This window comes from Nocardia panacis, from assembly GCF_003598715.1.
GTDB lineage: Bacteria > Actinomycetota > Actinomycetes > Mycobacteriales > Mycobacteriaceae > Nocardia > Nocardia panacis.
On sequence record NZ_QZFU01000029.1, the window covers coordinates 213154 to 237626 of the forward strand.

General features: G+C 67.2%; 19 protein-coding genes. 15 read left to right on the plus strand and 4 right to left on the minus strand.

Annotated features, from left to right (window positions below; all coding sequences use genetic code 11):
- Window positions 1-60: 60 nt before the first annotated feature.
- Window positions 61-1800 (plus strand): type VII secretion protein EccE, encoded by a 1740-nt coding sequence (gene eccE, locus D5S18_RS23290; protein WP_120043210.1) that lies wholly within the window; start codon window positions 61-63, stop codon window positions 1798-1800.
- 87 nt (window positions 1801-1887) lie between these two features.
- Here eccE and eccA read toward each other — a convergent pair whose 3' ends face one another.
- Window positions 1888-3711, minus strand: coding sequence for a type VII secretion AAA-ATPase EccA (gene eccA / locus D5S18_RS23295; protein ID WP_120043211.1), 1824 nt, complete (start codon window positions 3709-3711; stop codon window positions 1888-1890).
- Between the two features lie 302 nt (window positions 3712-4013).
- Between eccA and eccD the strand changes: the two genes are divergently transcribed.
- From eccD to eccCa, 3 genes are read left to right on the plus strand one after another with little or no spacing between them, the layout of a single operon-like run.
- Window positions 4014-5465 carry a type VII secretion integral membrane protein EccD gene (gene eccD, locus D5S18_RS23300; RefSeq protein WP_239003953.1) on the plus strand — a complete coding sequence of 484 codons (1452 nt, stop codon included), beginning with the start codon at window positions 4014-4016 and terminating at the stop codon, window positions 5463-5465.
- Entirely contained in the window at window positions 5462-6871 is a 1410-nt protein-coding gene (mycP, locus tag D5S18_RS23305; protein WP_120043213.1) for a type VII secretion-associated serine protease mycosin, read from the plus strand. The genes eccD and mycP overlap by 4 nt, the downstream gene beginning before the upstream one ends.
- A gap of 14 nt (window positions 6872-6885) precedes the next feature.
- On the plus strand, window positions 6886-10938 hold the full coding sequence (gene eccCa / locus D5S18_RS23310; protein WP_120043214.1) for a type VII secretion protein EccCa: 4053 nt from the start codon (window positions 6886-6888) through the stop codon (window positions 10936-10938).
- 20 nt (window positions 10939-10958) lie between these two features.
- Here eccCa and D5S18_RS23315 read toward each other — a convergent pair whose 3' ends face one another.
- Together D5S18_RS23315 and D5S18_RS23320 are read right to left on the minus strand one after the other, a co-directional pair.
- Window positions 10959-11540 (minus strand): GNAT family N-acetyltransferase, encoded by a 582-nt coding sequence (locus D5S18_RS23315; protein WP_120043215.1) that lies wholly within the window; start codon window positions 11538-11540, stop codon window positions 10959-10961.
- Window positions 11537-12346 carry a GntR family transcriptional regulator gene (locus tag D5S18_RS23320; RefSeq protein ID WP_120043216.1) on the minus strand — a complete coding sequence of 270 codons (810 nt, stop codon included), beginning with the start codon at window positions 12344-12346 and terminating at the stop codon, window positions 11537-11539. The genes D5S18_RS23315 and D5S18_RS23320 overlap by 4 nt, the downstream gene beginning before the upstream one ends.
- Window positions 12347-12516: 170 nt before the next feature.
- Between D5S18_RS23320 and D5S18_RS36160 the strand changes: the two genes are divergently transcribed.
- Together D5S18_RS36160 and D5S18_RS23330 are read left to right on the plus strand one after the other, a co-directional pair.
- Window positions 12517-13017, plus strand: a complete 501-nt coding sequence (locus tag D5S18_RS36160) for a DUF4254 domain-containing protein (protein WP_120043217.1) — start codon at window positions 12517-12519, stop codon at window positions 13015-13017.
- Between the two features lie 368 nt (window positions 13018-13385).
- Window positions 13386-14036 carry a DUF8020 domain-containing protein gene (locus D5S18_RS23330; protein ID WP_120043218.1) on the plus strand — a complete coding sequence of 217 codons (651 nt, stop codon included), beginning with the start codon at window positions 13386-13388 and terminating at the stop codon, window positions 14034-14036.
- Window positions 14037-14090: 54 nt separating this feature from the next.
- Here D5S18_RS23330 and D5S18_RS35880 read toward each other — a convergent pair whose 3' ends face one another.
- Window positions 14091-17549, minus strand: a complete 3459-nt coding sequence (locus tag D5S18_RS35880; RefSeq protein WP_239003955.1) for a nucleotide-binding protein — start codon at window positions 17547-17549, stop codon at window positions 14091-14093.
- Between the two features lie 376 nt (window positions 17550-17925).
- On the opposite strand from D5S18_RS35880, the gene infA reads away from it, so the two are divergent.
- From infA to D5S18_RS23390, 9 genes are all read left to right on the plus strand, one after another.
- Entirely contained in the window at window positions 17926-18147 is a 222-nt protein-coding gene (infA, locus tag D5S18_RS23350) for a translation initiation factor IF-1 (RefSeq protein ID WP_003418601.1), read from the plus strand.
- Between the two features lie 343 nt (window positions 18148-18490).
- On the plus strand, window positions 18491-18604 hold the full coding sequence (gene rpmJ, locus D5S18_RS23355; RefSeq protein ID WP_011207363.1) for a 50S ribosomal protein L36: 114 nt from the start codon (window positions 18491-18493) through the stop codon (window positions 18602-18604).
- A 203-nt stretch (window positions 18605-18807) separates the two neighbouring features.
- Window positions 18808-19179: a 30S ribosomal protein S13 gene (gene rpsM, locus D5S18_RS23360; protein WP_120043221.1), complete on the plus strand. Its 372-nt coding sequence runs from the start codon at window positions 18808-18810 to the stop codon at window positions 19177-19179.
- Window positions 19180-19188: 9 nt separating this feature from the next.
- Window positions 19189-19602 (plus strand): 30S ribosomal protein S11, encoded by a 414-nt coding sequence (rpsK, locus tag D5S18_RS23365; protein ID WP_040704448.1) that lies wholly within the window; start codon window positions 19189-19191, stop codon window positions 19600-19602.
- Window positions 19603-19624: 22 nt separating this feature from the next.
- Complete coding sequence (rpsD, locus tag D5S18_RS23370; protein WP_120043222.1) at window positions 19625-20230, plus strand: 30S ribosomal protein S4; 606 nt, start codon at window positions 19625-19627, stop codon at window positions 20228-20230.
- A gap of 106 nt (window positions 20231-20336) precedes the next feature.
- A complete protein-coding gene (locus tag D5S18_RS23375) occupies window positions 20337-21395 on the plus strand; it encodes a DNA-directed RNA polymerase subunit alpha (RefSeq protein ID WP_040686662.1) in 1059 nt (352 codons plus the stop codon).
- Window positions 21396-21445: 50 nt separating this feature from the next.
- Window positions 21446-21964: a 50S ribosomal protein L17 gene (gene rplQ / locus D5S18_RS23380; RefSeq protein WP_120043223.1), complete on the plus strand. Its 519-nt coding sequence runs from the start codon at window positions 21446-21448 to the stop codon at window positions 21962-21964.
- A 119-nt stretch (window positions 21965-22083) separates the two neighbouring features.
- A complete protein-coding gene (truA, locus tag D5S18_RS23385; protein WP_120043474.1) occupies window positions 22084-22896 on the plus strand; it encodes a tRNA pseudouridine(38-40) synthase TruA in 813 nt (270 codons plus the stop codon).
- Between the two features lie 224 nt (window positions 22897-23120).
- Window positions 23121-24458 (plus strand): MFS transporter, encoded by a 1338-nt coding sequence (locus D5S18_RS23390; RefSeq protein ID WP_120043224.1) that lies wholly within the window; start codon window positions 23121-23123, stop codon window positions 24456-24458.
- Window positions 24459-24473 lie beyond the last annotated feature (15 nt).

Here is a 24473-nt window from a genome sequence, read left to right on the forward strand (position 1 = left end):
TACCGTTGTGGCGCGGTACTGTGAGCGCAGTTGGACCATGTGCCGAAGGCGAACGAGGCTGTGAACGAAACGGAAACCCCGGACAACACCGCATTGCGGGATCCCGAATTCTGGTTGTTTCGCCATATTCCACTGGGATTGGTGGTGCCTCTGGGTTTGCTGGCGGCCCTGGCGGGCTGGACGGCAACCATACTGCGGGCGCCCCTGTGGGCGATCATCCTCTCCGGCGCGGCCGTGCTGCTACTCGGCGCGGTGCCGGTCCGCAGGCGCTACCCGCGCAATTTGGCGGGTATGTTCGGCCGCGCGGTCGCCTTCCGCTGGCGGCGTACCAAACCCGGCAGGCGCGATACCGCCCGCGACGCCTTCGATGTGCCGCTACCCGAGGGCGGCAGCTACGGCGTGCGCTGGGACGGCAAGCAGCTCACCACCGTCGTGCGCATCGATCCGCCGCCGGATGCCATGACGCTGTTGCGGCGCGGCTCGCTCAGCACCGACCAGGTGGTTCCACTCACCGAAATCGGTAAATGCCTGAGCCAATTCGATATCCGACTCGACTCGATCGATGTGGTCAGCACCGGTGCGCGCACGGCGGAAGCCGGTGTGGTGGCCCAACTCTACGACCGCATCCTCGGCCCGCTGCCCGCCATCGCCCACCGCACTGTCTGGTTGGTGCTGCGGCTGGATCCGCTGGCCAATGTCGAGGCAGTGCAGAGCAGAGGCGGCGGCGGCACCGGCGCGCTGCGCACCGCCATCATCGCCACCCGCCGGGTGGCGAATCGGTTGGCCGCGCTGGATATCTCGGTCTCGGTGCTCACCTCGGCGGAGATCAATGGCGCGGTGCGCACGCTCACCAGGGGGATCGCGCTCGAAGACTTCACCGAGACGCCGAAATGTCTTGTCGCCGGGAACGCATACCTCACCAGCTACGAGATCGGCCCGGAACTGATCGGCCCGCGCGGCTTCTCCGAGGTGTGGGCCACGCCGAGCCTGGGCACCACGGTCACCGTGCGCCTGCGTCCGGACGGCGACAAAGCGAGCCGTCGCGATGTCGAAACCCCGATCACCATGGCCGCACTCGTGCGCTTCGATACCGCGACCGCACCGGAGGAACCGCCGGTGCCCGGCCTGCGCCCGCTGCAGGGCAGGCAGTATCGCGCCCTGCTCGACAGCCTGCCGGTGCGGGCGGGTCACGGCGACGACGGCGTGAGTGACTACCACGGCCCGCTCGCGGCACTCGAGGGCATCGCCCTGCCCACCGCGGGCTGCGGCCAGTTGATCGGCGCCGACGACCTGGGCCAGGGCATTGCCGTGCCGCTGATCGGCGCGGGCACACGGCAATTGGAGGTCATCGGCAAACTCGACCTGGCCCAGCAGGTGATCCTGCGCGCCATCGCGCTCGGCGCCCACGCCATCGTGCACACCGACCGCCCCGATGCCTGGACCTCGATGGTGGGCAATGTGGGCACGCCCCAGATGCTCACGCTGGCCCCGCGGGCCGCGGGCGCCAGCTATCACCCGCCGCATCCGAGCCCGTCGCCCGTCGCCATCGCCCCGACCGCCACCGTCGTGGTGTTCGACGGGATCCCACCGACCGCGATAACCGGCGGCGCGACCATCGTGCATGTGCGCGGCCCGCAGGATCCGCCGGGGCAGTTCGATGCCGACGTGGTGCTCACCCAGGATCCGGCCGCCCCCAACCTGATCACGGTCCGCACCTCGACCGCGGCGGCGACCGTCAATATGGTCACCACCCCGGACGAGATGTGGTACATCGGCGAATCACTGGCCGCCGCACGGTAACTTGGCCGCGGTCGGCGCTGTACTAGGGCCGACCGCCAGGAGGAGTCGCTGACGACCGGTACGGCACTTGCGGAAAGCAGTGCTCGGTCAGCCGCCGAGAGAGGCGACGATCCCGCCCAATGCCGCCTGCATATCCGCCGCCTCGATGCGCATCAGCATCGATTCGTCGATGGCGCTCAGATCCAGTGAGGCATCGTTGGCGAGCCGGAACTCCCGCTCCTCCTCGGCCGCCTCGATGACATTGCGAATGAACCGTCCGTTACCGGCCAGATCGATACCGCGCCGCTGCTGCCCGCTCTGGTCCACCCGCTCGGAGTTGTAGAGCCCATCGCAGGCTTTGATCAGCAATCGCATTGCCTCATCGGATAGTTCGGAGTCGCGCGAGGTGGCGATGATCTGTCCGATCTCGCCCAGTTCGGTGGGAGTGTAGGACGGGAACTGGAGCCGCTTGGCGAAACGCGAGGCCAGACCGTCGTTGGAGGCCAGCAGGCGGTCGATCTCGCCGTCGTAGCCCGCGATGATCACCACCAGTCGGTCGCGGTCGTTCTCCATGCGGGCCAGCAGCGTATCCACCGCCTCCCGGCCGAAGGCGTCGCCACCCATCAGGCCGGTTTGGATGAGGGTGTACGCCTCGTCGATGAACAGCACGCCGTCCATGGCGGAATCGATGAGCTTGTCGGATTTGATGGCCGTGCCGCCGAGGTTCTGCGAGACGAAGTCCACGCGTTTGGCCTCGACCACCTTGTCGGTCTTGAGCAGCCCTACACCGCAATAGATTTTGGCCACCACGCGCGCGATGGTGGTCTTGCCCGTACCGGGCGGGCCGGTGAAGGCCAGATGATTGCCGCGCGGCACACTGGCCATCCCCTTCCCGGCGCGGATCTTGGCCAGTTGCGCGGTGGCCTGCAACTTGGCCACCTGCGTTTTCACCGAGGCCAGGCCCACCTGGCGGTCGAGTTCGGCGCGCGCCTCACCGAGGACCCGCTTGGCCCGGTCCTCGTGCTCGGCCTGCTGCACCGATTCGATCGACGGCGCCGAGGCCGAATCCCACTTGTCGGTGCGGGCGTCGATATTCTCCTTGGTGGTGACCGTGATTCGGTAGGTGCGGTCGCGCATGGCCTGGGTGTTGGCCGCGAAGTCGGGCGCCTGCGAATACACGTTCTCGAACAGGGCCTGCGCCTGCTCCTCGTGGCCGGTTTCGCGCAGGCACAGCCCGCGGCAGAACATGGCGGTGGGCCGCGCCGACGGAATCGGACCCGCCTCGGCCTGCTCCATGCGCCGAATGGCCTCGCCGAACAGGCCCAGTTGCGCGCAGGCCGAACCGACCATGACGTGCGCGCCCGTGGCCAGGTAGGGGTCGTCCCATTCCGCCGAGCCCGCCAGTACGGTCATTACCTCGGGCCAGCGCTGCGTCGTGAAGTGCAGTACGCCACGGATATACGCGCTGATGCGGTCATCGGCCTCGCGGTCGGGATCCGACAGCATCCCGCGCCGGTGGGTGGCGAGTTCGTCGAGTGTCCGCTCGGCCTCGTCGTACTGCTTGTCCTGGATGAGCTGCGCCGCCTGGGCCAGCCAGATCTCGGTGTACCCGGCGAGTGGGTAGTCGATGTAGAGACCGGCGAGGAAGCGGCCCGCAAGTGCGCGTGGCGGCAATCCGAGCCTGCGCTGTTCGCGATGCAGCGAAGTCGCGCTGGTGCGGTGCAGGTTGGCGATGACCTCCTTGGTCACCTCGCCCGTGGCGGCCCGGCCCAGCCAGGCATCGCACATGGTCGGATCCCACTCGGTGGCGCGTTGGAAGGCCAGCTTCGCGTAGTCGAGGTCGCGTGCGGATTCCTGACCGTCGATGGTCAGTCCGAGCGACAGGACTCCGGCGTCGAAGGCGCGCTGTGCTTGGCGGTTGCCGGTCGTCATTGCAGTCGGTCCCAAAGATATTCGATGAAGTGGATGCTTTGAAGTTCTCTACCGACCAGCCTATAGGGATCGCGTGGCACCGGTCTGTCGGATAGATTAGGTTTCGCCTTCGGTCGGTTGCAACGTCATCTCCCACCGTCGTGAGAGAGAGCGGCCGGTCGCGCGGTGCGCGAAAATCCCTCTCACGGGTGAAATGTGGTGACCGTGCAGATAGGTTCAAGAGGTAGGTTGCTCAGTCACGTGGCTGGATTCATACAAGAGCTGGGGTCGTTCAGCAGTTGACCGAGTCGTTGAGCAGTGGCTTGGGAGCCGCTGAACCCGAATTGTGCCGAGTATCCGTCATCGGTGGTAATACCCAGCTCGATGTCGGACTCCCGGCGACCGTGCCGATCGCCGCCTTCATCGGCGATGTGGTGGCGCTGATCCAATCCCGCAATCCGGACATCACCGAGAGCGAGGACGGCGCACCGCCTTTGCGCAGTGAGCACTGGACGCTGGCCCGGCTCGGCCGCGACGCCATCCCGCTCAGCCGCACCCTCACCGAGGCCGAGGTCTACGACGGCGAACTGCTGGTGCTGCGCGCGGTCACCGCCAAGGAGACGCCCGCGCTCTTCGATGACGTCATCGATGCCGTATCCCGGCTCACCACGGTCGACTTCCGCGGCTGGTCCGCGGCGGCGGCGCGCTGGACCGGACTGATCGCCGCCGTGGCGGCGACCATTCTGGCGGTGCTGCTGCTGGTGCGCGATCGGTCCAATGGCTCCGATCTGGCCGCCCCCTTCCTGCTCACCGGCGTCGCGTTGGCCGCCGCGGTGGCCGCCGCCATCGCCGCGCGCAAGTACGCCGATCCGCTCACCGCGAGCTGGCTGCAATGCTGCGCGTTGCTGCTGTTCACAGCGGGTGCGGCGCTATTCGTTCCGCACGCGCTCGGCAGTCCCCATCTGCTGCTGGGCTTCTCGGTGCTGCTGGTGGCGGCGCTGCTCAGCTATCGCACCACCGGGACCGGTGCGGTGCTGACCGCCACCGCGGTCCTGCTCGCGCTCTTCGGTGGTGTCGCCGCGGCGGTGCGGATGATCTGGGATTCGGATCTGCCGAAGATCGCGGCCGCGGTGCTGGTCGTCGCCATCACCCTCATCTCGTTCGTGCCGCGTCTGGCCGCGGTGCTGGCGCGGCTGCCGGTGCCGCCGGTGCCGACGGCGGGCGCCGCCATCGACCCGGCCGATCACGAGCCCAGACCCACCATCGAGGGCATCGGCGCGATCGGCGCCACGGCGCTCCCGTCGGCCGCAGGGCTCGGCGAACGGGCCAGGGCGGCAAACCAATACCAGACCGGCATGCTCATCGGGTGTTCGATCGCCGCGGCGCTCGGCGCGCTCGGCGCGGCCGATCCGCTCGGCGCGGCGGGCCTGCCGGGCACGGTGCTCGCGGTGCTCGCGGCCATCGTGCTGTGCACGCGGGGGCGTTCCTTCGCCGACCTGATCCAGGCGGGCACACTCATCGCCGCGGGCTGCGTCATCGTGGTCGGCCTGCTGGCCGGACTCGGCTTGGGGAATGGCGACCTGCTGCTGCTCACCGCCGGACTACTGCTCGTCTTCGCCGTGGCGGTGGTGGGTTTCGGCGTCATCGCCCCGCACATCGAGGTCACGCCGGTCACCCGCCGCCTGTTGGAAATCGCCGAATACCTGCTGATCTGCGCGCTGATACCGCTGGTGCTGTGGGTGATGGACGTATACGCGATGGCCAGGAACATATGACCGGAACGCGGCGGGGGTTCGGATCGGCCTGCGCCGCCTGGATATTCACCGCGGCCCAGTTCGGCTGGCCGGTGTCGGCCGGTGCTATCGCGCCACCGGCGGTCGATCCGGGAGCCTTCGGCGTCGCGCAGGGGCTCGGCGGTCATCCCGCCCCGCTGGAACCGACCGAACAGCGCGTGGTGTGCGCGGACCCGTTGCTCGCACATGGTGTCCCGGCCGAGGCGCCGGTGGCGCAGCGCGTACTCGACCTGCCGCAGGCGTGGCAGTTCAGCCGCGGCGCGGGCCAGAAGGTCGCGGTGATCGACACCGGTGTCAACCGGCATCCGCGCCTGCCCGCGTTACAGGCAGGCGGCGATTACGTCTCCGATACCGACGGCACCGTCGACTGCGATGGACACGGGACGGTCGTCGCGGGAATCATTGCCGCCCAGCCCAGCCCGGCCGATGCCTTCACCGGTGTCGCACCCGATGCCGAGATCCTCACCATCCGCCAGCTCAGCCTGGCTTTCGAACCGAAGAATCGCGGCGGCGGCAATCCGCCGCCGGGCGCCATCGCCCCCTCCGGCTACGGCAATGTGATCACCCTGGCCGGTGCGGTGGTGCGGGCCGTAGATATGGGTGCGACCGTCATCAATATCTCCGAGGTCGCCTGCAGTCCGGCGGGAGCCGATACCGCCGACGGTCCGCTCGGTGCGGCCATCAAATACGCCTACGACCGCAATGTCGTCGTGGTCGCCGCCGCGGGCAACCTCCAGCAGGACGGCGCCTGCAAGGACCAGAACGACGGCGGCGGTTGGCAATCGGTGAAAACCGTGGCGAGTCCGGCCTGGTTCGCGCCCTACGTGCTGTCGGTGGCCTCCGTTGATCCGGATGGCACGCCATCGCAACTCTCGCTCAATGGCCCGTGGGTGCGCGTCGCCGCGATCGGCAGGCAGATCGTGTCGCTGGACAGCAGGCCCGGCGGCGCCGGACTCATCGACAGCGTGCAGGGCCAGGACGGTGTGCATCCCATCGAGGGAACGAGTTTCGCCGCACCATACGTCGCCGGACTCGCCGCACTCGTCAAATCCCGCTTTCCCGACCTGACCGCGGGCCAGGTCATGGATCGGATCATTCGCACCGCGCACGCGCCGGGCGATGGCCACGACGACCGGATCGGCGCGGGCCTGATCGATCCCGTCGCCGCACTCACCGCCCAATTGCCGCGCGGGGTGCTCACCGACGGGGCCGCCGACCCGCATCCGGCCGCCGCGCCGGTGGCCGCGCCCGGCCCGGATCCGCTGCCGCGCCGCGTGGCCGTCATCGGTTCGATCACCTGCCTGGCCGCGCTGGCCATCGGTGCGGCCGTGGCGATTCCGTTCCGTCGCCGCCGCCACGAACCCTTCGCCGACTCGCTCGCCGACTGATCGATAGAGGAACCATGGTCACCGAGGGCTTCGTCCGCCGTCCCCGCATCGCCCCGCCGCGCCCCCCCGGCGGTGAAGTGGCGCTGACCTCGCCGCCGGAGATCCAGCGCAATATGCCGACGCCGCTGATGATGAAGCTCATGCCGGTCGTCATGGTGGTGGCGATCATCGGCATGATCGGGTTCATGGTCGTGATGGGCAAAAGCCTGCTGGCCAATCCGATGAGCATGATGTTCCCGATGATGATGCTCATGTCCATGGGCGGCATGCTCATGGGCTTCCGGAATATGGGTCCCAAGGGCGCGGGCGAACTCAACGAGGAGCGCAAGGACTACTTCCGCTACCTGGACCAAATGCGGAAAGAGGTGCGCCGCACCGGAACCAAACAGCTCGAGGCGCTGTCCTGGAGCCATCCCGAACCCATCGACCTGCCCTCGGTCATCGGCACCAGGCGCATGTGGGAGCGCCGCCCCGCCGATCCGGATTTCGGTCATGTGCGTGTCGGTGTCGGCAGTCACCGGCTCGCCACCAAACTGGCCCGCCCCGAAACCGGACCGATCGAGGATCTGGAGCCGGTGTCGACGGTGGCGCTGCGCCGTTTCGTGCGCACCCACTCGGTGGTGCATCGGCTGCCGACGGCCGTCTCGTTGCGGGCCTTCCCCGCCATCAATATCGAAGGTCCGGCCGACGAGTCGCGCATGCTGGTGCGCTCGATGATCCTGGAACTCACCGCATTCCACGGCCCCGATCACGTCGCGGTGGCCATTGTCTGCGCCGATCCCGATGGACCGGCCTGGTCCTGGGCGAAATGGCTACCACACCTGCAACATTCGAGTGTGCGCGATGGAATGGGCACGGCCAGAATGATGTACGGCTCGCTGGCCGAACTGGAGACGGCGCTGTCCTCGGAACTGCTCGAGCGCGGGCGCTTCATGCGCAATCCGCAGCCGACGCAGGGCAGGCTGCACCTGGTGGTGGTGATCGATGACGGCTACGTCAGCGGATCGGAGCGGCTGATCAGCGAATCCGGTCTGGATTCGGTCACCGTGCTCGACCTCACCGCGCCCGAGACCGGCCTCGCCGCCCGCCGCGGCCTGCAACTGGTGGTGCGCGACGGCGATATCAGCGCTCGAAGCGCGGGCGGCGTGGAGAGATTCGCCACCGCGGATGTCGTCGACACCGCCGCGGCCGCCGCCTTCGCGCGCAGTCTGGCCCGCTATCGCATTGCCACGGCGGCCCAGATCGTCAGTCTCGGCGACGAGACACGCACCGATCCCGGTCTGATGGCGCTGTTGAAGATTACCGACGCGGCGCAGATCGATCCCGCCAAGGTTTGGCGCCCGCGCACCGCCCGCGAGCGGCTGCGGGTGCCCATCGGTGTCACACCGGACGGTTCGCCGGTGGAGATCGATATCAAGGAATCCGCCGAGTACGGTATGGGTCCGCACGGATTGTGCATCGGTGCAACAGGTTCCGGTAAGTCCGAATTTCTGCGCACCCTGGTGCTCTCCATGGTCACCACCCATTCGCCCGATGCGCTGAACCTGGTGCTGGTCGACTTCAAAGGTGGCGCGACCTTTCTCGGCATGGAACCGCTGCCGCACGTCGCCGCGGTCATCACCAACCTCGAGGAAGAACTCTCGATGGTGGACCGCATGCGTGACGCCCTGGCCGGTGAAATGAACCGCCGCCAGGAGTTGTTGCGTTCCGCGGGTAATTTCGCCAATGTCACCGACTACGAGAAGGCGCGTGCGGCGGGCACTCCGCTCGATCCGCTGCCCGCGCTGTTCATCATTGTCGACGAGTTCTCCGAATTGCTTTCGCAGAAACCGGATTTCGCAGATCTGTTCGTGATGATCGGCCGCCTGGGCCGCTCGCTGCACGTGCATTTGCTGCTCGCCTCGCAGCGCCTCGAAGAGAACAAGCTGCGCGGCCTGGACTCGCACCTGTCCTACCGGATCGGCCTGCGCACCTTCTCCGCCAACGAATCTCGCGCCGTGCTCGGCATCACCGACGCCTACCACCTGCCCGCCATCCCCGGCTCGGGCTACCTCAAGAGCGACGCCGACGATCCGCTGCGCTTCAACGCCACCTACGTCTCCGGACCCTATATCTCGCCGACCGGCCCGCGTCAGGCCGACGGCAGGGTGTTCGGCGCGGGCGCGGCCACCGTCTTCACCGCCGCACCGGTCGCCATGCCCGAACGCGTCGAAATATCGCAACCTGGTGCGCGGCCGGCACTTCCGGATCTCCCACCGCCGCCCGGCGCTGCGGGCGCCGAGGAGGGCCTGCCCGATTCGCTGCTCGATGTGGTCGTCAAGCGCCTCACCGGGCACGGTCGTCCCGCCCACGAGGTCTGGCTACCGCCGCTGGACGAATCGCCCACCGTGGATATGCTGCTGCCCGACCCGGATTGGCGCTCACCGGTCAACCGGCACGGTCAGCTGTGGATGCCGATCGGCGTGATCGACAAGCCCTACGAGCAGAAGCGCGACGTGCTCACCATCGCGCTGGCAGGCGCGCAGGGCAATGTCGCGGTGGCAGGCGGTCCGCAATCGGGTAAATCGACCACGTTGCGCACCATGGTCATGGCCGCCGCCGCCACTCACACACCAGAACAGGTGCAGTTCTACTGCCTCGACTTCGGTGGCGGCACGCTCAACGGCCTGCGCGGCGTCCCGCACGTCGGCTCGGTGGCGGGCCGTCAGGACGTGGATCGGGTGCGCCGCACCATCGCCGAGCTCAGCACCTTGCTTCGCGAGCGTGAAGAACGCTTCAACACGCTGGGCATAGAGTCCATGAACGACTTCCGCCGTCGCAAATACGCGCAGCTCGAGGCCAGGCTGATCAACGGGACCGCACCCGATCCCGACGATCCGCTGGCCGCCGACCATTTCGGCGATGTCTTCCTGGTGGTCGACGGTTGGGCCACCATCCGCGAGGAGTTCGAATCCCTCGAACCCGCCATCCATGCCATCGCCGCGCGCGGCATGTCCTACGGCATCCACCTGATGATCGCCGCCGCGCGCTGGGCCGAGATCCGGCCCGCCATCAAGGATCAGATCGGCACCAGGATCGAGCTGCGGCTGGGTGATCCGGGCGATTCCGAAATGGGCAGGCGCACAGCGGCTCTGGTGCCGGTCGGCCGCCCCGGCCGCGGCCTGACCGCTGACGAGCTGCACATGCTCATCGCCCTGCCGCGTCTGGACTCGGACTCCGATCCGGTCACCGTCGGCGACGGTGTCGCGGCGGCGCGTGCGCAGTTGGCCGAAATGTACGGCGAGCGGAGGGCGCCCGAGGTGCGCATGCTGCCCGCGCAGGTGGATCGCGACGAGGTCATCGCCGCCGCCCGCGCCAGGGGTATCGAACTCAGTCACAGCAAGGTGTGCATCGGGCTCGGCGAGAACGAATTGGAGCCCTACATCCTGGATTTCGATGCCGAACCGCACTTCATGGCCTTCGCCGACGTCGAAAGCGGCAAGACCACCCTGCTGCGCAATATCGCGATGGGCATCGTGGAGAACTCCACCGACACCGACGCCAAGATCGTCCTGATCGACTATCGCCGCACCCTGCTCGGCGTGGTGCCCGAGGAGCGGTTGGCAGGCTACTCCACCTCCTCACAGACGGCGGGTCCCCTGCTGGGCGAGATCGGCCAGTTCCTGTCCGGCCGCATCCCCGGCCCGAATATCACCCCGCAGGAATTGCGCGAGCGCAGTTGGTGGGCCGGGCCGGAGCTGTTCCTGCTCGTCGACGACTACGACATGGTCATGACCGCAGGCAACCCGTTCGGTCCGATCATCGAATATCTGCCGCAGGCACGGGATCTCGGCTTCCACCTGATCCTCACCCGGCGGGCGGGCGGTATGTCGCGCGCCCTCTACGACAATGTCGTCGGCGGATTGAAGAATATGTCGGTCGACGCCTTGCTCATGAGTGGTCCCAGGGATGAGGGCCGGGTCTTCGGCGATCTGCGCCCGTCGAAACTCCCGCCGGGACGCGGCACCCACATCTCGCGGTCGCGCGGTGAGGAAATGATCCAGATCGCCTATCTGCCACCGCTGTAGCGCGTGTCGGCCCCGTGCGTTCAGCTCGAGCGCGGATTGGCGGGAGCACCGTGGGTTTCGGGCGTCGCGGCGGCGAAATCCCAACTGTCGGTGCTTCGCTCGAACAGGGCGCAGGAGGGGCCGCTCGCCCTCGGCCCGGCGATACGCGCCAGCGCGAAACCGGCCCGCCGATAGTAGGCGTGCAGATCGGCATTGGTCGTCCACGCGTCCAGTCGCACCCAGGCTCGCTCCTGCTCGTTCGCCAGCACAGCGGCCTGCGCGAGCAGACGATGACCGAGGCGCCTGCCTGCGAAGCGCAGGTCGACGATCATGTAGTGCACGATCACCGCGTCCGCCAGCTCCCACGGCGACCACAGTCCCGGATCGGCGCGATCATTGACGGTAATGGTGCCCGCCGGTTCGCCGTCCACCTCGGCGATCCAGGTCTCGCCCGCGTCGAGCGCGCGGCCGACGGCCCGTGCGAACAACTCGATCGGCAGTCCGCGCCCGGCCGCGGTCCACTGATCCGAACCGCGTGCGGTCAACCAGGCGGTGCGTTGCAGGCGCAGGCGGCAAATAGCGCCGAGGTCGCCCGCGGCGGCCCGGCGCAGATCTATCGTCATGGCAGTGCGATATCCAATCCCGCTGGAGCGCCCAGCGTTCGGCGAATCAGGGCCGTGCCCTCGGAATCGCCGAGCTCGTAGGCGACGCGATTGCGGGTGGCGATCGAGCGATGCCGAGTGGCCCTGGTGATCCGCTCGTGTGTCGCACCGATTCGCAAGTGATCCAACAGAATCGTGCCCGGAGCGACGCCGAGCACGGCCGCCTCCTCGGCACTGGCCGGGCGGGCGGAGAGGGTGTCGCGGTGCGCGGTCTCGGCGTGGCCGCGCTCGGCCAGCCGCCGCGTGGTGCCCTCCGGAATATCGTGCGGTGAGTCGATTCCGGTGGCCTCGGCCAGATCTCGCGGATAGAAGCTCACCTCCCACGACCACGGCTCGTGATCGAGGTGCTGCACCACGGTGCGCGCGAGGACCCACGTATCCCGCGCCACCCCGAGCCAGCGCGCCACCTCCGCGCTCGCGGGCAGCATGCGGGCGCTGAACTCCTTGGTCGGCTCGCGTCCGGCGCTGCGGGCGATCTCGGAGAAGATATCGTGCGGCGAGCGCGGTCGATCCGGTCGAATCGGGTCGGTCGCAACGGATTCCAGCACCTCGCGACTGCGCACGATGGTGCCTCGGGAAGTGGCTGTGTAGACCAGATTTTCGGTGACCAGGACCTGAATCGCGTTGCGAGCGGTGGTAATCGACACCTGCATCTGCTCGGCGAGTTCGGTGTGGCTCGGAAGGCGGTCGCCCGGCTGCCATTTGCCGGCGCGGATCTCCTCGCGAAGCAGGTCTGCGATCCGGTGATACGTCGGACCTTCCGGCATCTTGCTCCTCGGTTGGTCGTGCAGGTAACGAAGTGTACTCTTTGTGCCCCGCTACGGCCCGGTATCGCTTGACAGGTGCCTTCAGAGGTTTATTGTAATGAACGTCCTGATCCGGTGTTGTGCGGCGATGACGGCGAGGCAACGTGGCAGGTTCGGATACAACGGTCGTAATGGCTCTCCCCGGCGTGTCGCGGGGTGTCGATTCGGCGACGCAGTCCGTTTCACCCGGACTGCTTCCCACCTCTGATCTATTGGTACGGGCGTGCCGCGGGCACCGAGTGGTCGGCGGTCCACTGCTATGGTTCGCCCGCGATTTGGCGATCCTGCACGAAAGACGCCAAGTCGGCAGGGGCGGTTCCATCGACACCGATCCGGCAGCTATCGTCGAAATCGAGCGCCGCAGAATGGAATTGGTCATGGCCATCGACGATTGGGTGGCCCGCAGCATCCCCCGGCACCGTTTGGGCGCGACGCTGCATACCGAGACCATCGGCGCGGTCATCGACCGCATCGCCGAATCCTCGGTCCGTGCCCACCACGCGCTGATGACCCTGGATGCCCACGACGATCGCCTACACGGCGCATGGCACCACTTGGCCGAATTGGCCGATGCCTACGACGATTTGGTGCGCGATGTATTGGCGGGCCGCCGCCGCCTCCCCGAATGGTAGGTCGCGTCGCGCTCGCTGTCTCCTCCGGCGCGTAATGGACACGGTCGGTCGGTATTGCGCCGGTCGACCGTGTTTGTTTCCATACGTTTGTATTTCGATCGGCCTGTGCGATTCCCCACATCCGATCGCGAGAAATCCCTCGCGGCAGCCCCTAATTTCATGGGCTTTGTCGAATGGCGGCGTCCGTCCGAATGGATAATGGCGCTTGGGATTGCATCCAGTTGGAAATTACGAGTCGATCTCAGGGGGAACCCTGATGCTCCGCAGGGGTGCGACCGATACCGTTGGTTCGCCTCCCTCGCGAATGAGTGGAGGAGTCGCGCTCGCGAGAACGCGGCGAGGTTGGCGGAGTTCGAGGGACACACAGAGTGGGTATCAGGAATATCACCGTCGCGGCGCTGTTCACCGTCGCGGCCACCGGCCTGGTCGGCGGTATCGCACATGCCGATCCGGTTGCCGCGCAGCCGAATCCGGCCGCCGCGCACCCGAATATAGTGCACGGCACCGAACGTGGCGTCGCCTTCGAGGTAGCCAAGTCCTCGGATGGAAAGAGCCTGTCCGCCAACCTCTTCGGCGGGCACTTCGCGCTCACCGACAATTCGGTGACCGTCACCGACAATGCGGGCGCGCTGGTCGCCACGCTGCCGCGCACCGTCGCCCTCCCCGAAGGCACGGTCGAACTGCGTCCCGAGGTGGAAGCGACGGGCACTCATCTCACCGCCACCCCCGTCGGCCGGTGGGTCGAGACCTCACCGCGCGAGCGCAGCATCGGGACCGGCCTGGCCGTCGGTCTGCTCGCAGGCGCGATGACCGGCGCGATCATCGGATTGGCCATCGGCATCGCGGGCGCGTTCGTGCTCGCGGTGATCACCGCGCCCATCGGCTTCTTGGCAGGCGCCCTGATCGGTGGCGCCATCGGCGCGGGAATCGGTGGGGCCATTCCCAATTCGGATGTCAAGGACCGCAACGACTACCGGGCCGACTGCTACGAATCCTTCGATCGCACATACTGCTGGTAATCGGCCACAGCAACCATGGGTCGAAGTCCGTTCGCGCGGACTTCGACACAGGCCCTAGCTGCCGTAGCGGCGGTGATCGGTGGCGAAATCGTCGGCGACTGTCGCGGCCAGTTCGACGTAGGCGCGCTTGGTGTGCTTGTGCAGGCGGTGCAGATCGATCTCCGCGCCCTCGGACATATGCGGGTCGAACGGAATGATGTGCACCGCGCGGCAGCGCGAGAGGAAGTACTCGCGCAACTGCTGGATCCCCACATTCGGCGATCCGGCCCGCGGAATATTGATGACCACCACCGCGCTGCGCACCAGACGATCGTGTCCGTGCAGCGAGAGCCAGTCCAAGGTGGCGGCGGCGCTGCGCGCGCCATCGATCGCGGGGGAGGAGATCAACACCAGCGAATGCGCCAGGTCGAGTACGCCCGCCATGGCCGAATGCATCAGACCGGTGCCGCAATCGGTGATGATGATGTTGTAGAAGCGCTGCAGAATCCGCGCGACCGCCCGGTACTCCTCCTCGTTGAACGCCTCCGACGCGGCCGGATCACGTTCGCTGGCAAGCACTTCCAGCCTGCTGGTGGACTGCGAGGTATGTTTGCGCACATCCGAATACCGCTGGATGGCGTGATCGAGCAGTACATCGCGCACCGTCGAGCGGGTCTGTAGCGGCACCCGCTGCGAGAGCGTGCCGAAATCCGGATTGGCGTCCACCGCGATCACCCGGTCGCCCCGAATAGAGGCGAACGTCGATCCCAACCCCATGGTGGTCGTCGTCTTCCCGACCCCACCCTTCAGCGAGAGCACGGCGATCCGATAGTCACCGCGCACCGGCTGCCGAATCCGCGCCACCAACTCCTGGAGCCGACGCTCCTCGGCCGACATACCCGGATTGATCGCGCCACGCGAAGCGTGATGCACCGCCTTGCGCCACCCGGATCCGGGCGCTTTCGCCGCCCGCCGCATCGGCACATCGTCCAGCGACGGCTGCGGCATATGCTGCCCGGACTGCGGCCCGATCTGGAATCCGCCCGTCGCAGGCCCCAACCCCTGAATCCCCTGCTGGTGCGGCATTTGCGGCCCTGGGCCGTAACCGGTTGCGGCCGAACCCTGTTGGCCACCCTGCACGTAACCGTGCTGCTGCGGAAAACCACCCGCTGCACCGGCCTCCTGCTGCGGGAAACCGGTATTGGGTTGCCCGATCGCGGTAGGCGATTGTCCGACCGCGCTCGGGGCTTGCCCGCCACCGGCATTCGGCGCGGACTGTGCCGTCGGTCCGTGCCCGCCCTGGGCTTGCGGCCCCATCCCCACCGGCGACCGGCCCGCATTTGCCTGCGGTCCGCGCGCCGGATCGTGCCCGCCGTGCGGTCCGAACTGCTCCGGCGTGCGCGTCGCAGCCTCGGCCTGTCCCTGCGGTGTCCCGGCCGTTGGCCCATAACCGACTGCGGCTGAACCCTGTTCACCGCTCTGAGGCCCCGGCTGTTGTGGACGGTGCTCGCCCTGTTCCCGACTCGGCGTCTGCTGAAGTGCTGTCGGCCCATGTGCGGCAACCGTGACCTGTTCGCCGCCATGTGGGCCGAATTGTTGCGGGCTCTGCGACGGCCCGTAGCCGCCCTGGTCCGGTCCCGGAGCTTGCTGCGGGGGAGCGGTCGGCCCAAAGCCGGCTGAACCGTGGGCAGGCCCGGACTGACCCGGCCGACCGGTGTGCGCGGCCTCGTTCGGCCCGTTGGGCGCACCGGCTGTCGGCCCGTAACCGATTGCGGCCGAACCCTGTTGGCCACCCTGCGGTCCGGGCTGCCGGGGCTGGTAACTGCCCTGCTCCGGTGGCGCGATCGGCCCGTAACCCATTGCGGTGGGCGACTGTTGGCCTGCGCCGCCCGCGACGCTGTCCGGTGAATACGGAAGGTAGGAGGTCGGGGCCTGCTCGCTCATCGGCGGGTATGGCGGCGTATTGCCGGTCGAGGCGTATGGACTCGGGGGCCGAGTTCCGATCGGAGCTTGCGGCTCTTCGATCGGGGCTTGCGCCGGAGGGCTGTACGGCGTTTGGACCGGACCGGATGTATCACTTGGCGTGGCTGCGGATTTGGCGGCGTCGCCGAGGTAGTTCGGCCCGCTATCGCCGGCGTATTCGGCAGCCTTGGCCAGCCCCTCGGCCTCGGTGGCTTCGTACTCCGAGGAAAGCCGATGGCGTCCGCGTGCCCTGCGCTCGCTCTCGGCGAGAGCCTGATCATCTTGTCGCGCGGCATCTTCCGGATTCGACGCGCTTTCCGGATTCGACCCGGCTCGATCCGCGAACTCACTGGGCGGCGGCGGCAATTCGAGATCCGGTCGGGGCGGCTTGGGCTGCTCGGTCCGCGTCAACCACGCGGGCGGAACCTCACTGCTCTGCGCGACCCCGGCTCCACCGGTCGCCGGACTGTAATGAACATTTGGGCCGGCCTGCGAGCTATTGGCAGGCCCTTGCGGTACCGCATTCGATTCGGTCGCGATGGCGACCGAACCCGCGGCTCGGGAATCGACGGGGTTGGGCATACTCTGCGAACCCTGTTGCGCCACAGGCGCATCCGGCCCGGATGGGTTGGTCGCGCCCTCCGTTCCGGCTACCGGCTGCGTCGGCCACAGCGGTGCGGCCGTCGGCCCATTCAGACCAGAATGCTCCGATTGCAACCACGACCCACCCTGGGGCTGCACACCGGCAGCGGGCGACTCGGGGGCGGGCGGCAAATCCGGCCGGTTCGCCTGAGTGGATTCGGGCGTCCCGGCCCCAAGCGGCTGAAATGCGGGGGAGGGGTCGGCGGGATTCCGGGTCGGCAGCGCCTGACGATTCGGATCCTGCGGCGCGAACCCCGCTTGCCCGCCCGCTCCGCGCGACTCGTCACCGCTCTGGATCCACCGACCCTGCTGTCCGGCGTCGGGAGCGCCCACTGAACCGTGCTGAGTCGGCGTCTGCGACGGACCGGATTGGGTCCACGCGCCTTGCTGCGCTTCCGGACCGGGCTGTATCGACTGCGTCTCGGGGCCGGGCTGATTCCACGGGCCTTGTTGCGCATTCGGACCCGGTTGAAGGTCTTGACCCGCATGAGGTTCCGATTGCGTCCACGGTCCGAGTTGAGCGGGCGAACCTGCCCGGCCCGGAACGCCTTGCTGCGCTTCGGAACCGCCTTGCGTCGGCGAACTCCGGCGCGGATCGGGCTGCGTCCCTTGCGGACCGGGCTGATTCCGGGGATCCTCCCGACTCGGCTGACCCCAAGAACCCTGCTGTATCTCTCCCCATGGTGCGGGAGAGGGTTCGCTCTGGTCGTCGCGCCCGCGTCGCCACCCCTTGCGCTTCTTCTCCGGCCGCGCGCCATCGGCGCGTTCGGGCTCGGTGGGGCGATTCTTGAAACGGCCCTTGCGCGGCTGGTCGGGGATGAGATCGTCGTGCGGCAGGTTCTCGACGGGGGCCTCGTAACCGACCTGCGTGACCTCGCTCTCGGAAAGCCACGGCGGCAGCATCGGCAGGCCGTCATCCCTGCGGCTCACGACTGCACCTCGCTGCGGCTCGGTCGAGCCGGCATCGTGGCTCGTGCGCTCACGCGTCCCCCGAATCTGCTCGACCTTATTCTGGACAGCGGCCAGTTTACGCGACCGCAGTCACGGATCGTGGGGCAGGCGGGCCGCGCCCACCCGACCTGGGGCAGATTCGGTCAATCCGCTTCCCACCGGTGCGAATGCGTCGATGCGACGACCTCGCGCGGGGGTGTTTTTGCCCGATCGGGACGAGATCGGTAAGCTGGAGCGGCGGTGCACCTACGCGCCGACTGTTCGCGTGCGGCCGATTCGAGGGACAAGAGTCCGGGCGTATCGAACAGCTACCACAATCTGACCAAGGTTGAGCGTAACCGGGATCGCGGAGGACATGGCGAAGAAGGACGGGGCCATCGAGGTCGAGGGTCGAGTTGTCGAGCCGCTGCCCAATGCGATGTTCCGGATCGAGTTGGAGAACGGGCACAAGGTGCTCGCGCACATCTCCGGCAAGATGCGGCAGCACTACATCCGTATCCTCCCCGAGGATCGCGTCGTGGTCGAGCTCTCCCCGTACGACCTGAGCCGAGGACGGATCGTCTACCGCTATAAGTGAATCCGCCTGGGTGAGCTCTGCTCACGGGAAGCGTTCGCCTGAGGCGATTCACTTAGTGTTTTTGTGGGGGTGCAACCCCCACACCCCGCCCGGAGGGCTTCGCCCCCGGACCCCCGGCCGGGAACCGTGCCTTCGGGGCTGTGGTGCTTTACGGAACCGCAGCTATCGGGCGTGATGCTTGACCGGGAGTCGTGTCTGCTGGATGCGGTGACCGGGTGGGAACCGCGTCTTGTGGTCGGGACCCGGATGGGGACAGCGTCTTTTGACGCACTAGACTTCCCCAGTCGCCAGACTGGGGAAAAACTGTGTTCACACCCGTGAACCACAAAAAGATTGGACGGACGTGAAGGTTCAGCCAAGCGTCAAGAAGATCTGCGAGAAGTGCAAGGTGATCCGCCGCCACGGCCGGGTCATGGTGATCTGCGACAACCTGCGCCACAAGCAGCGCCAGGGCTGATCAACCCGATCACCAGCCAGCACCGAACGCGGTTCGGATTGGCCAGATAAAGAAGAACTCCCAGTTCCAGCCGCGCGCTGTGGAAATTCGGACCCTCGGGTCCGGAGCGCGTGCGCCAACCACCGGTACGGAGGCCGGTGCCCCAACCAAGACGCGGGGAACGGACAGGGAGCAGACCTCCGCAACATTAAGGAACCTGCCACATGGCACGTCTCATGGGCGTCGACCTCCCGCGCGAGAAGCGCATGGAGATCGCGCTGACCTACATCTACGGCATCGGCCGTACCCGCTCCAAGGAGATCCTGGACCAGACCGGCGTCAGCCCGGATCTGCGCTCGAAGGATCTCAGTGACGACGACCTGACCAAGCTGCGCGACTACATCGAGGCCTCGGCGTTCAAGGTCGAGGGCGATTTGCGCCGCGAGGTGCAGGCCGATATCCGTCGCAAGATCGAGATCGGCTGCTACCAGGGGCTGCGCCACCGTCGTGGTCTGCCCGTGCGCGGTCAGCGCACCAAGACCAACGCTCGCACCCGCAAGGGTCCGAAGCGCACCGTCGCAGGCAAGAAGAAGTAGGGATAACCGATGCCTCCGAAGAGTCGGGCCGCGGGCCCGAAGAAGACCCAGAAGTCGCGTCGCCGGGAAAAGAAGAACGTTCCGCACGGCCACGCGCACATCAAGAGCACGTTCAACAACACGATCGTGTCCATCACCGACCCCAACGGCAACGTCATCTCCTGGGCGTCCTCGGGCCACGTCGGCTTCAAGGGTTCGCGCAAGTCGACCCCGTTCGCCGCGCAGCTGGCCGCCGAGAACGCGGCCCGCAAGGCGCAGGAGAACGGCGTCAAGAAGGTCGACGTGTTCGTCAAGGGTCCGGGTTCGGGCCGCGAGACCGCGATCCGCTCGCTGCAGGCCGCGGGCCTCGAGGTGGGCACGATCTCCGATGTCACCCCGCAGCCGCACAACGGTTGCCGTCCGCCCAAGCGCCGTCGCGTCTAGCGGGAAAGGAACGTAGAGCGAAATGGCCCGTTATACCGGACCCATCACCCGCAAGTCGCGTCGGTACCGCGTCGACCTCGTCGGCGGCGATCAGGCGTTCGAGCGTCGTCCCTACCCGCCGGGTCAGCACGGCCGGGCGCGGATCAAGGAGAGCGAGTACCTGCTCCAGCTGCAGGAGAAGCAGAAGGCGCGCTTCACCTACGGCATCCTCGAGCGGCAGTTCAGCCGGTACTACAAGGAGGCCAACCGCCTCAAGGGCAAGACCGGCGACAACCTGCTGCGCCTGCTGGAGACCCGCCTGGACAATGTGGTGTACCGCGCCGGTCTGGCGCGCACCCGCCGTCAGGCCCGTCAGCTGGTCAGCCACGGCCACTTCCTGGTGAACAACCGGAAGGTGAACGTCCCGAGCTTCCAGGTCTCCCAGTACGACATCATCGATGTCAAGGAGAAGTCGCTGAGCACCCTGCCGTTCCAGGTGGCGCGCGAGACCGTCGGCGACCGTACCGTCCCCGGCTGGCTGCAGGTCATTCCGGGTCGGCTGCGGATCCTCGTGCACCAGTTGCCCGAGCGCGCCCAGATCGTTGTGCCGCTGTCCGAGCAGCTGATCGTCGAGTACTACTCGAAGTAATCGGCCGGTGCCGCCGGTGTGTGATCGCTCGGCTGTCGAGCGATCACACACAAATTCCATACGTGGGCGTCAAATAGTGGTCGCCCGTAGAGGAGGATGAATCCCCATGCTGATCTCCCAGCGTCCGACGCTGACCGAAGAGGTCGTCGCCGAGAACCGCTCGAAGTTCACCATCGAACCGCTCGAGCCGGGCTTCGGTTACACCCTCGGCAACTCGCTGCGCCGCACCCTGCTGTCCTCGATTCCAGGGGCCGCGGTCACCAGCATCCGCATCGACGGCGTCCTGCACGAGTTCACCACCGTGCCGGGGGTCAAGGAGGATGTCACCGACATCATCCTGAACCTCAAGGGCTTGGTCGTGTCCTCGGAAGAGGACGAGCCGGTGACCATGTACGTGCGCAAGCAGGGGCCGGGCACCGTCACCGCCGGTGACATCGTGCCGCCCGCAGGTGTCGTGGTGCACAACCCGGATATGCACATCGCCACCCTGAACGACAAGGGCAAGCTGGAGATCGAGCTCGTGGTCGAGCGCGGTCGCGGCTATGTGCCCGCCGTGCAGAACAAGGCGTCCGGTGCGGAAATCGGCCGCATCCCGGTGGATTCCATCTACTCGCCGGTGCTGAAGGTGACCTACAAGGTCGAGGCCACCCGCGTCGAGCAGCGCACCGACTTCGACCGGCTCATCCTGGACGTGGAGACCAAGAACTCCATCACCGCGCGGGACGCGCTCGCCTCGGCGGGCAAGACCCTGGTCGAGCTGTTCGGCCTGGCCCGTGAGCTGAATGTCGAGGCGGAGGGCATCGAGATCGGCCCGTCGCCGGCCGAGGCGGATCACATCGCCTCGTTCGGTCTGCCGATCGAGGATCTGGACCTCACCGTCCGGTCCTACAACTGCCTCAAGCGCGAGGGTGTGCACACGGTGGGCGAGCTCGTGGCCCGCACGGAGTCGGATCTGCTCGATATCCGCAACTTCGGCCAGAAGTCCATCGACGAGGTCAAGGTCAAGCTGCACGCGCTCGGCCTCTCGCTCAAGGACAGCCCGGCGTCGTTCGACCCGTCCAGCGTGGTCGGCTACGACGCCAGCACCGGAACGTGGAGCGACAGCGGCACGTTCAGCGACACCGACGGTGGCGAGCAGGACTACGCCGAGACCGAACAGCTCTAGGCCGACGGGGCTGGCCGCCCCGGATCTGGCCTCTCATAAGGAGAACGAAAATGCCTAAGCCCAAGAAGGGTGCCCGCTTCGGCGGGTCGGCGTCGCACCAGAAGGCGATCTACGCCAATCTGGCCACGGCGCTCTTCGAGCACGGCCGGATCACCACGACCGAGGCCAAGGCCAAGGCCGTGCGCCCCTACGCCGAGAAGCTCATCACCAAGGCGAAGGGCGGCTCGCTGGCCGACCGTCGCGAGGTGCTGAAGGTCATCCGCAACAAGGACATCGTGCATGCGCTGTTCGCGGAGATCGGTCCGTCGTTCGAGGGTCGCGAGGGCGGCTACACCCGCATCATCAAGACCGTCCCCCGCAAGGGTGATAACGCGCCGATGGCCGTCATCGAACTGGTCCGGGAGAAGACCGTGACCAACGAGGCCGATCGCGCCCGCCGCGTGGCCGCGTCGAAGAAGGTCGAGGAGGCCCCGGCTGTCGTGGACGCCGAGGTCGTCGAGGAGAAGGCCGAAGAGGCCGTCGCCGCCGAGACCGAGACCAAGGCCGAGGACAAGAAGGCCGACGCCTGAGTTCCGCACAGCGCGAACGAGCCCGCCGCACCCTTCGGGGTCGGCGGGCTCGCTCATTTCGGTAATGGAGGAGTCCGGTGCACCCCCAGCCCATACAGCCCACCCGGCCCGCGACCAGGGTGCGGCTGGATATCTCCTATGACGGAACCGATTTCGTCGGCTGGGCGCGACAGCCGGGCCTGCGGACCGTGCAGGGCGTGCTGGAGGAGGCGCTGGGCAAGGTGCTGCGCGAATCGGTCGCGCTGACCGTGGCGGGCCGCACCGACGCGGGTGTGCACGCGGAAGGTCAAGTGGCGCATTTCGATACGCACGCCGAGTGCGACGGCGACCGACTGGTGCACCGCATGGCCCGCTTCCTGCCGAAGGATGTGCGGATCAAGGCGGTGCGTGCGGCGCCCGCCGAATTCGATGCCCGGTTCTCGGCTATCCGTCGCCACTATGTCTATCGGTTGACCACCGCGCCCTACGGTGCGGAACCGCTCGCGGCCCGCAGCGTGGTGGCGTGCAGGCCGGGCGTCGACTTGGACGCGATGCGCGCGGCATCGCGAAATCTCTTGGGTCTGCACAATTTCGCGGCCTTTTGCCGTCGCCGCGACGGGGCGACCACGGTGCGTGAATTGCAGCGCTTCGACTGGGAGCGGTCCGGGGATCTGCTCACCGCGTCGGTCAGCGCGGACGCCTTTTGTTGGTCGATGGTGCGGAGTCTGGTTGGCGCGGTGCTGGCGGTGGGGGAGGGGCGACGCACTCCAGCGTGGGTAGCCGGTCTATTGCTGGAGACCGAGCGGTCCAGTGCGGTAACGGTCGCGCCCGCGCACGGGCTCAGCCTTGTCGCAGTGGATTACCCCGCCGATGACGCACTTGCCGCCCGCAATGCGCAAACCCGCGAAACGCGTTCCATTCCGGTCGAATCCGACGGTTGCTGCGGCGAATAACCTGGGCCGGGAATGGTCCCGGCCCGCGGTTGCCATTGCCCGAATAGGCGCTGCCTGCGAAGCCGTCCGCAGACCTACGCATGGCCGGAGCGAAGGCGGAGGTACGCCTAAGGGAACGTAAGAAAACCCCGTTGTGACTTCCGAATCCCTGTGAGGGCACCCACACTCATCCTCGACGCGCTGCTGCGTCTGATGGAGGAGGTTCAGTGACTGCGACACAGCCCATGGGCGAGCGCCGGGTCGTTGCGAATGTTTTGCGCGGTTCTATCGGCAATCTCGTCGAATGGTACGACTGGTACGTATATGCCGCGTTCAGCGTGTATTTCGCGAAAACATTCTTCCCCAAGGACAATCCGACCGCGCAATTGATGTCGACGGCGGCGGTTTTCGCGGTCGGCTTCCTGATGCGCCCGATCGGCGGTTGGTTGCTGGGCCGTTACGCGGACCGCTTCGGTCGTCGCTCCGCGCTGACCCTGTCGGTGACGGTGATGGCCGCCGGATCGCTGTTGATCGCGGTCACACCCGGATACAAGACCATCGGCCTGCTCGCGCCCGCGGTATTGCTCATCGCGCGGCTGCTCCAGGGGCTTTCGGTCGGCGGCGAATACGCGACCAGCGCGACCTATCTGTCCGAGGTGGCCTCGGCGGGGCGGCGCGGGTTCTATTCGAGCTTCCAGTACGTCACCCTGGTGGCGGGCCAGTTGGTGGCGCTCGGCGTGCAGATCATCATGCAGCAGTTCCTCACCGAGGCGCAGATGGCCAACTGGGGCTGGCGCATTCCGTTCGTCATCGGTGCGGCAGGCGCGCTGATCGTCATGTGGCTGCGTCGCCACATGGACGAATCCGAGCAGTTCCAGGCCGAAAGCCAACAGGCGGACGCGGCCTCGGAGACACCGGCCAAGCGCGGCTCGCTGCGCCTGCTGCTGCAGTACCCGCGCGAATGTCTGCTGGTGGTCGGATTGACCCTGGGCGGCACGGTGGCCTTCTACACCTACACCACCTACATGCAGAAGTTCATGATCAATACCGCGCACATCCCCAAGGGCACCGCGGCCTGGATCAACTTCATCGCGCTGCTGGTGTTCGTGGTGCTGCAGCCGCTGGCGGGTGCGCTGTCGGATCGAATCGGCCGCCGCAAGCTGCTGCTGTTCTTCGGAATCTGCGGCACTCTGTTCACGGTGCCGATCATGTTCGCGATCCAGCACACCCAGAACGCCGTCAAGGCCTGGGGTCTGATGATGGTGGCACTCATCATCATCTCCGGCTACACCTCGATCAATGCCATCGTGAAGGCGGAACTGTTCCCGACCAGGATCCGCGCGCTCGGCGTCGGCCTGCCCTACGCGCTGACCGTCGCCATCTTCGGCGGCACCGCCGAATACATCGCGCTGTGGCTCAAGGACGCGGGCCACGAATCGGTGTTCTTCTTCTACGTCGCGGGTTGTGTACTGGTCTCGCTGCTCACCTACGCATTCATGCGCGAGACCTCCGCGGGATCGGCCATCGACGCGGAGGCGACCGAAGCCGAGGCGGGGCGTGCCCTCACCAACTCCGGAAGCTGACCGGCCGGCCGCGCG